Below are 13310 nucleotides of genomic sequence, written 5' to 3' on the forward strand. Positions count from 1 at the left end.
GCGCCAGCGGCCAGACTCGTGGTCTTGCCGGTGCACGCTGCGTGCCACCGGAAAATTCCTGATGCCCCGGCCCGCAGCCGCGAGTGCATCGGCGCCATTGATCCCTTTTTTCCGTCAGCTAGGAACCTGCGCAATGAAGAAAAGCACCCTGATCCAGTGTTCGGCGATCGCCGTCAGCCTCGCGCTGCTTGGCGGCTGTAGCCAGAAAGACGAAGCCCCGGCAACAGCAGCCCCTGTAGCGGCACCGGAAGCCAAGCTCGTCAAGCTCGGCTTCGCCGCGCCGCTGACCGGCCCGCAAGCCCACTACGGCAAGGAGATGCAGAACGGCGTCGTGCTCGCCGTCGAAGAAGCCAATGCGGCCAAGGTACAGATCGGCGGCCAGCCGGTGCGCTTCGAACTGGTCAGCGAAGACGACCAGGCCGATCCGAAACAGGGCACGGCAGTGGCGCAGAAACTGGTCGACGCGAAGATCGCCGGCATGCTCGGCCACTTCAATTCGGGCACCAGCATCCCGGCCTCGCGCATCTATTCGGAAGCCGGCATCCCCGAAATCGCCATGGCCACTTCGCCGGCCTACACCGGCAACGGCTACAAGACGACTTTCCGCGCCATGACCAATGATGTGCAGCAAGGCAGCGTCATGGGCCGCTTTGCCGTCGACAAGCTCGGCGCCAAGCGCATTGCCATCGTCGACGACCGCACCGCCTACGGCCAGGGCCTCGCTGACGAGTTCGAGAAGTCGGCCAAGGAAGCCGGCGCCGAGATCGTCAAGCGCGAGTTCACCAGCGACAAGGCCAGCGACTTCATGGCCATCCTGACCAGCATCAAGAGCGCCAAACCGGACGTTCTCTTCTTCGGCGGTGCCGACGCGCAGGCCGGTCCGATGGCGCGGCAGATCAAGCAGCTCGGCATCAAGGCAACGCTGATGGGCGGCGAAATGGTCAAGTCGCCGAACTTCATCACCCTTGCCGGTAGCGCTGCCGAAGGCACCGTCGCTTCGCTGGCCGGCCTGCCGCTGGCACAGATGCCGGGTGGCAAGGACTACGAGACGAAGTACAAGGCACGCTTCAACGAGGAAGTGCAGATCTACTCGCCCTACGCCTACGACGCGACCAAAGTCATGATTGAAGCGATGAAGGCCGCCGGCTCGAGCGAACCGGCAAAGTACCTGCCTTTCCTCGCCAGGACGCAGGTTGCCGGCGTCACCTCGAGCAACATCGCCTACGACGATAAGGGCGACCTGCGCGACGGCGCGATCACCGTCTATAAGGTCGAAGGCGGCGAATGGAAGGTGCTCGAAGCGGCAGGCAAGTAATCTGGCCGCAAGCTGCGACCGGCCGAACCCGCCCGGTCGCAGCAACAACCTGATTAAATTGCGTTATTTTTGCCGTCACCTGATGACAAAAGGGAGACTATACTTGTCGCACTCGGCATCATGGAGCCGGCGCCAGCAACGCCGTCGGTAAGCTGCCACGCAGGGAGATTCCGCACAACGATTGTCCGGCCAACAGGACAAAGCCTTCACAAGCAAGGACTTTCAACATCAACGAGGAGGAAGAAATGAAAGCGTCTGTCTGGATTGCTTCTGCGACGTTCCTGATGTGTTCTGCGGCAATGGCGTCGGAATTCGCCAGCGAAAAGGAAGCCGAAGCCCTGGTCGGCAAGGTGGTGACCGCAGTCAAGGCCAATAAGGCAAAGACCTACGAGGAGATCACGGCGAAGGATGCGAAGTGGATCGACCGCGATCTCTATCCGGTGGTTTATGGACTCGACGGCAAGGTGCTGGCGCACGGCCAGAATGCCAAACAGGTCGGCAAGGAACTGATCGATCTGAAGGACCCCGACGGCAAGGCCTTCGTCAAGGAGCGCGTCGATCTTGCCAACAGCAAGGGCAAGTTCTGGCAGGACTACAAGTTCACTGACCCGATTACCAAGAAGGCGCTGCCCAAGCGCGCCTACTGTGAAAAGCTCGACGATACGGTGATCTGCGCCGGCGTTTATAAACGCTGAGTTGCGCAGATGTAATGGCGGCAGCCCCGCCCGTTGCGGGCCGGGGCTGCTTCTCGTATTTCCGTCATCGAGCGAGCCGCCGTGAAACTCTTCCAGAAAATCCTTGCTGCACCGGCGATCGCCATCGCCTTCATGCTGCTGCTCGGCGGCATCGGCTATCAGGCGCTCGAAAGCCAGAATGCGGCGCTCGACAATCTCTACTTCGTCCGTCTCGCGCATCTGCAGGCAGCGGCGCGCGCCAAGAGCGAAGTGCTCGACATTCATGCGCGGACCTACCGGCTGATGACCTGGGCCGGCACCTTCGACGAATCGAAACTCGACAAGGAAAGCCAGGCACTGATCGCTGACGCCGACCGAGTGGTCGCCTCGCTGAGCGAACTGAAGAAAACAACCGACCTCGACACCGAAACACGCCAGCTCGGCGAGGACATCGCGCAGGCGCTGCTCGCCTACCGCAAGAGCGTGGCGCAGGCGCTCGACATGGCCTCTACCGACATGAACATGGGTCTGTCGGCGATGCAGACGACCGACGAGGTGTTCGCGCAACTGGGCCAGCTGACCGGAACGCTGGTGACGACGGAACAGCGCCTGGCGCAGGAAGCCTACGATTCGGCAGCGGCGTCGTACCAGCGCGCACGCCTGCTGGCGACGCTGGCACTGCTGGTGGCCATCGCCGTTGCCGTCGGCGTCAGCTTCCGGATGGCACGCAGCATCTCGACGCGTGTCGGACAGGCAACACTGGCTGCCGGACGCATCGCCGACAGCGATCTCGCATCGGCGATCCCGCAGGGCGGCAAGGATGAGGTCGGCCAGATGCTCGACGCGCTGCAGCGCATGCAGTCGAGCCTGCGCCAGGTGATCGTCGCCATTGCCGACAGTGCCGGCGAGGTCGAACAGTCGGCAGCAGGAATGAGCCACGCCGCTGGCGAAATCAGCGCCTCGGTGCGCGAACAGAGCGAAGCGATCAGCAGCACCGCGGCCGCCGTCGAGGAAATGACCGTCAGCATCGCGCAGGTTTCGGATAACGCGCAGTCGGCGCGCCGCGTTGCCGACAATACCGCGCGCATCGCCGTCGAAGGCAAGGCGCAGGTCGATGCCGCAGCCACCGAAATCAACAAGATCGCCGAGAGCGTGACGGCAACGACACATACCATCGAACAGCTGCAAACCAGCTCGCAACAGATCAGCCAGATCGCCAACGTCATCCGCGAAATCGCCGACCAGACCAATCTGCTGGCGCTCAACGCCGCCATCGAAGCGGCACGCGCTGGCGAGCAGGGCCGCGGTTTTGCCGTCGTTGCCGACGAGGTCAGGAAACTCGCCGAACGCACCGGCACCTCGACCAACGAAATCAAGCAGATGATCGAGGCAATCCAGGCGCAGACGAGCGGTGCCGCCGCAAAGATGGCAGCGGCCAACGCTCAGGTCGAGGCGGGCGTCGGCATCATCCGCAAGCTGCAAGCACCGCTCGAAGAACTGCGCAGCAGCTCGCTTGCCGCGCTGGAAAGCCTGATTGACGTGGCCAATGCCGCCGGGGAACAAAGCAAGGCGAGCACGCAGATCGCGCAGAACGTCGAACGCGTGGCACAGATGGGCGAGCAGAACAGCACTTCAGCCAGCAGCAGCGAAAAACTCGCACATGGTCTGAACGGCATGGCCGGCGCGCTGCAGACGCTGGTCAGCCGCTTCCGCTGCTGAGCGCTGCGCCCGCCGGCACAGACGTTTCGTGGCGGAGCAGCCGCGGCGTTCGCGCCGCTGGTGCGGCGTGCTGCCGCAGCCGTCGCCGCCGCAGCGCAACGCCGCGGAATGCCTTATCCGGCCGCGGGCGAGGCAGCGGCCGGGTGGGGCCGGACTAAACCGAGAATTGATTCACCGACTTGCGCATGCGCTCGACAACGCCGTTCAGCGTCTCGACCGCGCCATGCGTCTGCGCGACGACGGCGACGTTCTGTTCCGTCATCGTCGCCACACGCTCGACGCTCTGCGCCATCAGCGTCATCGCCTCCTGCTGTTCGCTCGACGAATGCGAGATGTCATTGACCATGCCGACGGTGACGCCCATCTGGCTGTTGATCTCGGTCAGGGCCGTCTGCGCATCCTGCACCAGCAGGACGCCGGTCTCGACCTGCGTCGCGCCAGAGCGCATGCCGTCGACGGCCTTCTGCGTTTCGCTCTGGATCGCGCCGATCATGTCGCTGATTTCCTGCGTCGCCTTGCCGGTGCGTTCGGCCAGTTTCCTGACCTCGTCGGCGACCACGGCGAAACCGCGGCCCTGCTCGCCGGCGCGTGCCGCTTCGATGGCGGCGTTGAGCGCCAGCAGATTGGTCTGGTCGGCGATTTCGCGGATAACGCCGGTAATGCGCGAAATCTCCTCGGACTGCTCGCCGAGCAACTCGACCTGCGCGGCAGACTCCTTGACCGTTTCGGCCAGCGCGAGGATGGTCGTGCTCGCCTTGGCCGAGAGCTCGGCACCGCGCAGCGATGCCTCGCTCGCCTCCTGCGCCGCGGTGCGCGTTGCCGCTGCGTGCGCGGTCACCTCGCTGATCGACACCGTGATTTCCTCGATACCTGCCGCTGCCGCGCTGGTCGCGTCGCTCTGCACGCGCGCCGAGTCGGCGACGTTATCGACACCCTGTTCGACTTCGTGGCTGACGCGCTGCACCTGGATGGCGCTGTCGTCCATTCCCTGCACCGTCGCCTGGATCGAAGAAACGAAACAGTCGACGCGCGAAGCAACGCCGCCAATCGCGTCGCGACGCTTGAGAAACAGACGCTGGCGCAGATTGCCGGTGGTCAGCACGCGTTCGAGATAGTCGTTGATCGCTCCGAGATCGCGGCGCAAGTGCGGCACGAACAGCAGCAGGAAGCCGAGTCCGGAAACGATGCCGAAGGTGCCAAGACCCATCTTCACCCACGGCAGGAAGGGAATGTCGAGCGACTCGGGCAACAGCAACAGCGCGCCAAGCAGAATGCTGATCAGGCCGATTGCGCCCATCTGCGTATAGATTTCCAGCAGCGATGAAACGAGTCCGGTGCGCGAGTGAACGATGCGGCCATGCTCGACACGGATAGCCTTGTCACCGGCCTTCAGGCGCTTGTAGGCATCCTGCGCCGCAGCGATCTCGTCGCGCGTCGGCCGCGAACGCACCGACTGATAGCCGACGACGTTGCCGTTCTCGCGCACCGGTGAAGCATTGGCGACGACCCAGTAGAAACCGCCGTCACTACGCCGGTTTTTCACCAGACCGCGCCAAGGCCGGCCGGCTTTCAGATCGGCCCACATATCGGCAAAGGCTTCGACCGGCATGTCGGGATGGCGCACGAGGTTGTGCGGCTGGCCGATCATCTCTTCGCGCGTATACGCGCTGACCTTGGCGAAAGCCGCGTTGGCCTCGACGATCATGCCCTTGAGGTCGGTGCGCGAGTAGATGAACTCGCCTTCCGGCAACAGTGTTTCAACGGCGGTGACTGGCTGATTGTTACGCATCTTTCTCACTCTCTGTGCAAACACCCTGCTGCGCGGCAGCCCGAAAGGGCGACCCGAGGCGACAAGATGCGCAAAAAAACATCGGACGAAATCCAACTTCGCGGCATTTTATACCACTTCTGCCGTTTTTGTATATTTATTCATTCAAGGCGCTACAAGCTTCCGGAAACGTACAAAGCTAACGGGGCGCCCAACGATAACTTGAGAATTTTACTCTGCTACTCATCGATCACCGCCACAGATCCTCTGACCAAAGGAGGGTGCGCAGCGACGGACACGCGGCCGGTATATGTCGCAGTTTTCCTGCGCTTGTCGCCTTTGCAACATTTCTCCGGAGGCGACAAAGCCGCGAAATCAAGGCCTTGAACGGTGGCACACGGCTTGCATCGGCAAGGGCGCTGCCCACCCCGAAGCCGACAGGAAAGCGCCATGAAAGCCAGCGAAATCGCCGAACTGCAAAACGAACCGGCCTGCGCCCACAACGACAAGGCGAAGTCCGGCTGCGCGCGTCCGAAACCCGGCGCCACCGCTGGCGGCTGCTCGTTCGACGGCGCGCAGATCGCGCTGCTGCCGATCGCCGACGTTGCCCACATCGTGCATGGGCCGATCGCCTGTGCCGGCAGCTCGTGGGACAACCGCGGCACGCGCTCGTCGGGGCCGACGCTGTTCCGCACCGGCATGACCACCGACCTCAGCGAACAGGACATCATCATGGGACGCAGCGAGAAGCGGCTGTTCCATGCGATCAAGCAGGCGATCGACGAGCATTCGCCGGCCGCCGTCTTCGTCTACACCACCTGCGTCACCGCGCTGATCGGCGACGACGTCGAAGCGGTGGCGCGCGACGCCAGCGAGCGCTGGGGCGTGCCGGTGATTCCGGTCGATTGCGCCGGCTTCTACGGCACCAAGAACCTCGGCAACCGCATTGCCGGCGAGGCGATGTTCCGTCACGTCATCGGTCGCCGCGAGCCCGACCCGGTTCCCGACGCCGCACAGCGCCCCGGCATCCGCGTGCACGACATCAACCTGATCGGCGAATACAACATCGCCGGCGAATTCTGGAACGTCGCGCCGCTGTTCGACGAACTCGGCCTGCGCATCCTCTGTTCGCTGTCCGGTGACGGACGCTTCCGCGAAGTGCAGACGATGCATCGCGCCGAAGCCAACATGGTCGTCTGCGCCAAGGCGCTGCTCAACGTCGCCCGCCGCCTGCAGAGCGATTACGGCACGCCCTTCTTCGAAGGCAGCTTCTACGGCGTTGCCGACACCTCGCAGGCGCTGCGCGACTTCGCCCGCCTGCTCGGCGACGAAGATCTGAGCGCGCGCACCGAAGCGCTGATCGAGCGCGAGGAAGCGAAAATCAACGCCGAACTCGAACCGTGGCGCGAGCGTCTGCGCGGCCGGCGAGTGCTGCTCTACACCGGCGGCGTCAAGTCGTGGTCGGTCGTCTCAGCGCTGCAGGATCTGGGTATGGAAGTCGTCGCCACCGGCACGCGCAAGTCGACCGAGGAAGACAAGGCGCGCATCCGCGAACTGATGGGCGAGGACGCGCTGATGATCACCGAGGGCTCGCCGGGCGCGCTGCTCGGCGTCTACCGCGAACAGCGTGCCGACATCCTCATCGCCGGCGGTCGCAACCTCTACACCGCCCTGAAGGCGCGCATCCCCTTCCTCGACATCAATCAGGAACGCGAATTCGGCTACGCCGGCTATTCGGGAATGCTCGAACTCGCGCGCCAGCTGGCGCTTTCGATCGAATCGCCGGTGTGGGAAGCGGTTCGCCGCCCCGCGCCGTGGGCCGCCGCGCACACGCTCGGCAAGCCGCTGGCCGCCTGAGGAGGACGCCATGGCCCAGATCGTCCGTCGCGCCAAGGCCCTGTCGGTCAACCCGCTGAAGGCGAGCCCGCCGGTCGGCGCGTCGCTGGCCTTCCTCGGCCTGAAGAACGCGATCCCGATGTTGCACGGCTCGCAAGGCTGTACCGCCTTCGGCAAGGTCTTTCTCGTGCGCCATTTCCGCGAGCCGATCCCGCTGCAGACGACGGCGATGGACCAGATTTCGACGGTGATGAGTTCCGACGCGAACGTCATCGACGGTCTGCAGACGATCTGCGCCAAGAACGCGCCGGACGTGATCGGTCTGGCGACGACCGGCCTCTCCGAAACGCAGGGCACCGACATCCAGCGGCTGGTGCGCGAATTCCGCAGCCAGCATCCGGAATTTGCCGATGTCGCCATCGTCCCGGTGAACTGCCCCGATTTCACCGGTACTTTCGAAACCGGCTTTGCCGCCGCGGTCGAAGCGATCATCGCCACGCTGGTGCCGCAAAGCCAGTGCGCCGGCCGGCGGCGCAAGCAGGTCAATGTGCTCGCCGGCTCGCTGCTCGGCCCCGGCGACATCGAAGCGATCCGCGACTGGATCGAGGCATTCGGTCTGCGCCCGGTCTTTCTGCCCGACCTCGGCGATTCGCTCGACGGCCATCTCGTGCCGCAGGAGACGACGCCACTGACGCTCGGCGGCACGCCGAAGAGCGAGATCGCGACGCTCGGCGAAGCGACCGCGACGCTGGTCATCGGCCGTTCGCTGACACGCGCCGCCGATCTGCTGCGCGCGCGCACTGGTGTTCCCGACTTCCGTTTCGATCACCTGATGGGCCTCGATGCCTGCGACGCCTTCACGCAGACGCTGGCATCAATCGCCGGCGTGCCGGTTCCCGAACGCATCGACCGGCAACGCGCGCAGCTGCAGGACGCGATGGTCGACACGCACTTCATGTCGGGTTTCAGCCGCATTGCACTGGCGCTCGACGCCGATCTGCTGCTGGCGATGAGCGCCTTCTTTGCCGGCGTCGGCGCCGAGATCGTCGCCGCGGTGGCACCCGAACGCGCCGCCTGTCTGGCCGACGCGCCCTGCGCCGAAGTCCGCGTCGGCGACCTCGAGGACCTGGAAAAAGCCGCCATCGCGGCGGGCGCCGAGGTACTGATCGGCAGCTCGCATCTGGCTCCGATCGCCGAACGTCTCGCGCTGCCGCTGTTGCGCGCCGGCTTCCCGCAATACGATCGCCTCGGCGGCTTCGCTCGTTGCTGGTCGGGCTATCGCGGCGGACGGCAGGCGCTGTTCGACTTCGGCAACCTGATTCTGGAGAATCATCACGAACCGGCCGCCTATCGCTCGATTTTCTGGCAGGACGGTGCACGCGAGCGCGAACTGCGCAGTGCAGATGCCTGCGAAAGGAAAAACTGCCATGCACATGGTGAAGCCGCCGAGGCCAATGCTGCGCCGGCTGAAGCTGGCCTGGTCCGCCACTAAAGGAACTCTGCCCATGCTCAGAGTCGCCTTTGCCAGCAACGACCGCAGTACGGTGAATCAGCACTTCGGAGCCACCGCAGGCTTCGCCATCTATGGTCTCGACAGCGAGGGCAAACGGCCGCTGCTGCTCGAAGTCATCGAATTCGACGCCGCCGCGATGGACGGCGTCGAGGACAAGCTGGCGCCGCGCATCGATGCACTCGCCGGCTGCGCCGCCGTCTATTGCCGTGCCATCGGCGGTTCGGCAGTGCGTCAGTTGCTGGCGCGCGGCGTACAGCCGGTGCGCCTCGACGACGAGGAAACGATCGACTCGGTGCTCGCCCAGCTACAGGCCGCCGCCGGCGACGGCAGCGTTCCCTGGCTGGAGCGGGCAAGACGCAAGATCGCCGAGAGCGAGGCCGACGATCGCTTCACCCGCATGGCCGAGGAGGGCTGGGCGGAATGAACCCAGTCAGCGCGACAGCTCACTGCCGCTACCGGCGATAAGGCCATTCACTGCCGATCTGGCCCAAACCATCTTCTGTAAAAACCGGGGAGTAATAAAAAATGAGTTCCAACCCACCGCTGACTGCCGATCCGATCTTCGAGACGGATTTCATCAAGGAAATGACGCGCCAGATGCGCGCGCTCGACAGCTACGGTATCAACGACAACAAATCAGCCGCTGCGCTGCTCGCCGCCTACGTGCTCACCAAGGAAGACCGGTCGAAGCTGCCGATCGTCGGTGATCCGGACGAGGAGACGCTGGCCCGCGTCAAGGCGTTCTACAACGCCATCGCCGTCCTGATTGAAAAAGAATGCCGCCTGATGGCGGTGCCGCTGGTGCACCTGTCGCACGAAGGCTTCGGCCGGGCGCTGGTCACCGTCGGCAAGCTGGTCGTTGTCGACCGGACGCTGCGTGACGTGCATCGCTTCGGCTTCGACAGCCTGTCGAAGATGAAGACCGAGGCCGACAAGCTGCTCTCGGTTGCCATCGAAATCATCGGCACCTATCCGGAAGTCGCCGGACTGTGACCTTGTTCCCTGCGGATTGAATGCGGAGGGCCAGCGCATGCAGCAAGAAGAAGCACTGAAAGAACTCGACCGGGAAGTGAAGCGCCTGAAGCGCATCGCCAGCGAATGGGCCGGGCAACTGCACGACCTGGTTGAAGACCGCCTGCCGGCCTCGTACGAGGAAATCCCCGGCATCGCGCAATCCACTTACGACGCCTGCAAGGCTTGGGCCGACGCTAACGCGCGGCTCAAGGCAGCAAGCACCAATCAAGGAAATTAAAATGGCTTTCATCACTGGTCTCACCCTCGCCGGCGACGTCTGGACACCGGAATTCGCTACCTCGATCGATCCGAAGAAGTGCATCGGCTGTGGCCGCTGCTACAAGGTCTGCCCGCGCAAGGTGCTTGACCTGATCGTTCGCGGTGAAGATGTCGAACTCGACGACGACTACGACGAAGACGACACCGCTTCGATCATGACCATCTCCAACCCGGGCGACTGCATCGGCTGCGGCGCCTGCGGGCGCGTCTGCCCGAAGGGCTGCTACACCTACGCACCGCACCCGGCGGCGTGAGCATCAGCGCAGGCGCACCGGCTGCGGTGCGCCTGATCCTCTATCACCAGCAGTCGTCGAGCGCGCGCACGCGCTTTCTGCGACTGCGCGGAGGATTGCTCGCTTTCGACGCACTGCCCGAGGGCGCACACCTGCTTGAAGGCGGAACGACGCCGGTCGCCGGGACAGTACGCCTGCATCCGGCGGCCGCCTTGCGCAGCGCCGAGCAGCGACTGGGCATTGCCGACGGCAGCTTGCGCGCCAACAGCGAGTTCAACGCGCTGCTGCAGACGGACGCAGGTGAAATTACCGTCCTGCTGGCGGCGTTCACGACGCTGGATCTGCCGCGGCTCGACCCGGCCATCGTCGGTGACGTACGCTTTGTCGCGCTGACCGAGTTGCGCGACCTGCCGCCGCTCGAACTGGCGCTGGCCAGGCTTGCCTACGAGGCGATCCTCGGCTGAGCACGCTGGCGGCGAACGACTCGCCGCCAGTCGTTTGCTCTTGCGTTCATGCCCTTGCGTCTACGCCCTTGCGTCAACTCCCCGCCCGGCGCTGCACCAAAAGCAGCCGCCGGGTGTTCTCCACGGTGCATAAAATCCGCTGATTGTCGTATTTGCGACACAGACGAAAACGCCCTTACGGGTGTTTTCGTTTTGGAACCATGGGCTTGCAGAACCTTGCATGGCTGGCACGGGGATTGCACAGATCAAGAAAAGGCGTGCGCTCGCACGTCAAGTTCTTTCCCGACGCCTCAACCGGAGATGCAGCCATGTGGGATTACACCGATAAAGTCCGCGATCACTTCTTCAACCCGCGCAACGCCGGGCCGCTCGCGGACGCCAACGCCGTCGGCGAAGTCGGCTCGATCCAGTGCGGCGATGCCCTGCGCCTGTCGCTCAAAGTCGACCCCGAAAGCGAACGCATTCTCGACGCATCCTTCCAGACCTTCGGCTGCGGCTCGGCGATCGCTTCGTCGTCGGCACTGACTGAGATCATCAAGGGCAAGACACTCGACGAGGCGTTGCAGATCAGCAACCAGAACATCGCCGACTTTCTCGACGGGCTGCCGCCCGAGAAAATGCATTGCTCGGTGATGGGACGCGAAGCACTGCAGGCGGCGATTGCCAACTATCGCGGCGAAGTGTGGACCGACGATCACGAGGAAGGCGCGATGGTGTGCAAGTGCTTCGCCGTCGATTCCGTGCTCATCGAGAACGTCGTTCGCGCCAACGGCCTGACCACGGTCGAGCAGGTGACGCAATACACCAAGGCCGGCGGCGGCTGTTCGTCCTGCCACGAAGGCATCGAGGAAATACTTGCCAAGGTCTGCGCGCAGGGCGGCACCGAGAAGATCGCCGCCCCCGACTGCGCGGCGCCGGCGGTCACGGTCAAGCCAGTGACTTTCGGCATTCCCGCGCCGGCGGCGCCACCGGCGCACCCGGCACCTGTGGCCGCGGCTGAGCCGCCGAAACTTACCAACTTCCAGCGTATGCGCCGCATCGAGATGGTGATCGAGTCGATCCGCCCGACGCTCAAGCGCGACCACGGCGACGTTGAAATCGTCGAAGTCGATGGCAGCAACGTCTTCGTCCGTCTGCAGGGGGCCTGTGTCGGCTGCATGATGGAGCACGCCACGCTCGGTGGCATCGAACAGAAACTCTCCGAAGAACTCGGTGAGCGCGTGCGCGTGCTGCCGGTGAGCATGATGGCTGCAGCCCGCGCGAGTGTCTGAGATGAGCGACGCCCCGATCTACCTCGACAACAACGCGACCACCGCCTGCGATCCGGCGGTCGTCGAGGCGATGCTGCCCTTCTTCACCGAGCAGTTCGGCAACCCCTCGTCGATGCACAGCTTCGGCGACCGTGTCGGCCACGCCATCAAGACGGCACGCGCGCAGGTGCAGGCGCTGATCGGCGCCGAGTTCGACTCGGAAATCATCTTCAATTCCTGCGGCACCGAGTCCGACACGACGGCGATCCTCTCGGCGCTGAAGGCGCAGCCCGAGCGTAACCAGATCATCACCACCGCCGTCGAGCACCCGGCGATCCTCTCGCTCTGCGATTACCTGGAAAAAGAGGGCTACATCATCCGCCGCCTCGGCGTCGACAAGCGCGGCCGCATCGACATCGACGAGTATCGCTCGCTGCTCAACGACCGCGTCGCCATCGTTTCGGTGATGTGGGCCAACAACGAGAGCGGCACCATCTTCCCGGTCGAGGCGATGGCCGAACTGGCGCGCGCGCGCGGCATCATGTTCCACACCGATGCCGTGCAGGCCGTCGGCAAGGTGCCGATCGACCTGAAGAACAGCTGCATCGACCTGCTTTCGCTGTCCGGACACAAGCTGCACGCACCGAAGGGGATCGGCGTCCTCTACCTGCGCCGCAACACGCGCTTCCGGCCGCTGCTGCGCGGTGGTCACCAGGAACGTGGGCGCCGTGCCGGCACCGAGAACAGCGCATCGATCGTCGGCTTGGGCAAGGCTGCTGAACTGGCGCTGGCGCATCTGCCGGTCGAAAACGGCGAGGTCAAACGCCTGCGTGACAAGCTCGAGAAATCGATCCTTGCTGCCGTGCCGCACTGCTTCGCCACCGGCGACGTGAAGAACCGCCTGCCCAACACCAGCAGCATCGCCTTCGAATACGTCGAGGGCGAATCGATCCTGCTGCTGCTCAACAAGCTCGGCATCGCCGCATCGAGCGGGTCGGCCTGCACCTCGGGCTCGCTCGAACCCTCGCACGTGATGCGCGCGATGGGCATCCCGTACACGGCGGCGCACGGCGCCATCCGCTTCTCGCTGTCGCGCTACAACACCGAGGAAGAGATCGACCGCGTCATTGCGGCGGTGCCGCCGATCATCGAGCGCCTGCGCAAGATGTCACCGTACTGGGGTGAAAACGGCCCGCTGGACAAGGCTTTCGCGCCCAAGTACGCGTAAGCATCTGGCGCCGCAGC

General features: G+C 64.3%; 13 protein-coding genes. 12 read left to right on the plus strand and 1 reads right to left on the minus strand.

What is annotated here, in order from left to right; genetic code table 11:
• Positions 1 to 133: 133 nt before the first annotated feature.
• The 3 genes from GGD90_RS15555 to GGD90_RS15565 all read left to right on the plus strand — a co-directional run bounded on the left by GGD90_RS15555 (position 134) and on the right by GGD90_RS15565 (position 3708).
• Entirely contained in the window at positions 134 to 1315 is a 1182-nt protein-coding gene (locus GGD90_RS15555; protein WP_153117580.1) for a branched-chain amino acid ABC transporter substrate-binding protein, read from the plus strand.
• 245 nt (positions 1316 to 1560) lie between these two features.
• The gene (locus GGD90_RS15560; protein ID WP_153117579.1) at positions 1561 to 2010 is read left to right on the plus strand and encodes a cache domain-containing protein; all 450 of its coding nucleotides are present in this window, start codon (positions 1561 to 1563) and stop codon (positions 2008 to 2010) included.
• A gap of 81 nt (positions 2011 to 2091) precedes the next feature.
• Entirely contained in the window at positions 2092 to 3708 is a 1617-nt protein-coding gene (locus GGD90_RS15565; RefSeq protein ID WP_184415245.1) for a methyl-accepting chemotaxis protein, read from the plus strand.
• Positions 3709 to 3862: 154 nt separating this feature from the next.
• On the opposite strand, the gene GGD90_RS15570 is transcribed toward GGD90_RS15565, so the two are convergent.
• Positions 3863 to 5497, minus strand: coding sequence for a methyl-accepting chemotaxis protein (locus tag GGD90_RS15570; protein ID WP_153117577.1), 1635 nt, complete (start codon positions 5495 to 5497; stop codon positions 3863 to 3865).
• A 429-nt stretch (positions 5498 to 5926) separates the two neighbouring features.
• Between GGD90_RS15570 and nifE the strand changes: the two genes are divergently transcribed.
• The 9 genes from nifE to nifS all read left to right on the plus strand — a co-directional run bounded on the left by nifE (position 5927) and on the right by nifS (position 13293).
• Complete coding sequence (nifE, locus tag GGD90_RS15575; protein ID WP_153117576.1) at positions 5927 to 7333, plus strand: nitrogenase iron-molybdenum cofactor biosynthesis protein NifE; 1407 nt, start codon at positions 5927 to 5929, stop codon at positions 7331 to 7333.
• A 10-nt stretch (positions 7334 to 7343) separates the two neighbouring features.
• Positions 7344 to 8804, plus strand: a complete 1461-nt coding sequence (nifN, locus tag GGD90_RS15580) for a nitrogenase iron-molybdenum cofactor biosynthesis protein NifN (RefSeq protein ID WP_153117575.1) — start codon at positions 7344 to 7346, stop codon at positions 8802 to 8804.
• Positions 8805 to 8817: 13 nt separating this feature from the next.
• Positions 8818 to 9249 (plus strand): NifB/NifX family molybdenum-iron cluster-binding protein, encoded by a 432-nt coding sequence (locus GGD90_RS15585; RefSeq protein ID WP_153117574.1) that lies wholly within the window; start codon positions 8818 to 8820, stop codon positions 9247 to 9249.
• Positions 9250 to 9350: 101 nt separating this feature from the next.
• Positions 9351 to 9818 carry a NifX-associated nitrogen fixation protein gene (locus tag GGD90_RS15590; RefSeq protein ID WP_153117573.1) on the plus strand — a complete coding sequence of 156 codons (468 nt, stop codon included), beginning with the start codon at positions 9351 to 9353 and terminating at the stop codon, positions 9816 to 9818.
• Between the two features lie 37 nt (positions 9819 to 9855).
• On the plus strand, positions 9856 to 10077 hold the full coding sequence (locus GGD90_RS15595) for a CCE_0567 family metalloprotein (protein WP_153117572.1): 222 nt from the start codon (positions 9856 to 9858) through the stop codon (positions 10075 to 10077).
• Between the two features lies 1 nt (position 10078).
• Positions 10079 to 10372 (plus strand): ferredoxin III, nif-specific, encoded by a 294-nt coding sequence (gene fdxB / locus GGD90_RS15600; protein ID WP_153117571.1) that lies wholly within the window; start codon positions 10079 to 10081, stop codon positions 10370 to 10372.
• Positions 10369 to 10815, plus strand: a complete 447-nt coding sequence (locus GGD90_RS15605) for a hypothetical protein (protein WP_221227808.1) — start codon at positions 10369 to 10371, stop codon at positions 10813 to 10815. The genes fdxB and GGD90_RS15605 overlap by 4 nt, the downstream gene beginning before the upstream one ends.
• A gap of 308 nt (positions 10816 to 11123) precedes the next feature.
• Positions 11124 to 12086 carry a Fe-S cluster assembly protein NifU gene (gene nifU / locus GGD90_RS15610; RefSeq protein WP_153117570.1) on the plus strand — a complete coding sequence of 321 codons (963 nt, stop codon included), beginning with the start codon at positions 11124 to 11126 and terminating at the stop codon, positions 12084 to 12086.
• Position 12087: 1 nt separating this feature from the next.
• Positions 12088 to 13293 (plus strand): cysteine desulfurase NifS, encoded by a 1206-nt coding sequence (gene nifS, locus GGD90_RS15615; protein ID WP_153117569.1) that lies wholly within the window; start codon positions 12088 to 12090, stop codon positions 13291 to 13293.
• Positions 13294 to 13310: the final 17 nt, after the last annotated feature.

Origin of the sequence: Rhodocyclus tenuis (assembly GCF_014197755.1) — a bacterium.
Taxonomy (GTDB): domain Bacteria; phylum Pseudomonadota; class Gammaproteobacteria; order Burkholderiales; family Rhodocyclaceae; genus Rhodocyclus; species Rhodocyclus tenuis.

Bases quoted from the DNA above. Each gene is read 5' to 3' on its own strand.
- GGD90_RS15555 (WP_153117580.1), top strand. From the start codon at position 134: ATGAAGAAAAGCACCCTGATCCAGTGTTCGGCGATCGCCGTCAGCCTC.
- GGD90_RS15560 (WP_153117579.1), top strand. From the start codon at position 1,561: ATGAAAGCGTCTGTCTGGATTGCTTCTGCGACGTTCCTGATGTGTTCT.
- GGD90_RS15570 (WP_153117577.1), bottom strand. From the start codon at position 5,497: ATGCGTAACAATCAGCCAGTCACCGCCGTTGAAACACTGTTGCCGGAA.
- nifE (WP_153117576.1), top strand. From the start codon at position 5,927: ATGAAAGCCAGCGAAATCGCCGAACTGCAAAACGAACCGGCCTGCGCC.
- nifN (WP_153117575.1), top strand. From the start codon at position 7,344: ATGGCCCAGATCGTCCGTCGCGCCAAGGCCCTGTCGGTCAACCCGCTG.
- GGD90_RS15585 (WP_153117574.1), top strand. From the start codon at position 8,818: ATGCTCAGAGTCGCCTTTGCCAGCAACGACCGCAGTACGGTGAATCAG.
- GGD90_RS15590 (WP_153117573.1), top strand. From the start codon at position 9,351: ATGAGTTCCAACCCACCGCTGACTGCCGATCCGATCTTCGAGACGGAT.
- GGD90_RS15595 (WP_153117572.1), top strand. From the start codon at position 9,856: ATGCAGCAAGAAGAAGCACTGAAAGAACTCGACCGGGAAGTGAAGCGC.
- fdxB (WP_153117571.1), top strand. From the start codon at position 10,079: ATGGCTTTCATCACTGGTCTCACCCTCGCCGGCGACGTCTGGACACCG.
- nifU (WP_153117570.1), top strand. From the start codon at position 11,124: ATGTGGGATTACACCGATAAAGTCCGCGATCACTTCTTCAACCCGCGC.
- nifS (WP_153117569.1), top strand. From the start codon at position 12,088: ATGAGCGACGCCCCGATCTACCTCGACAACAACGCGACCACCGCCTGC.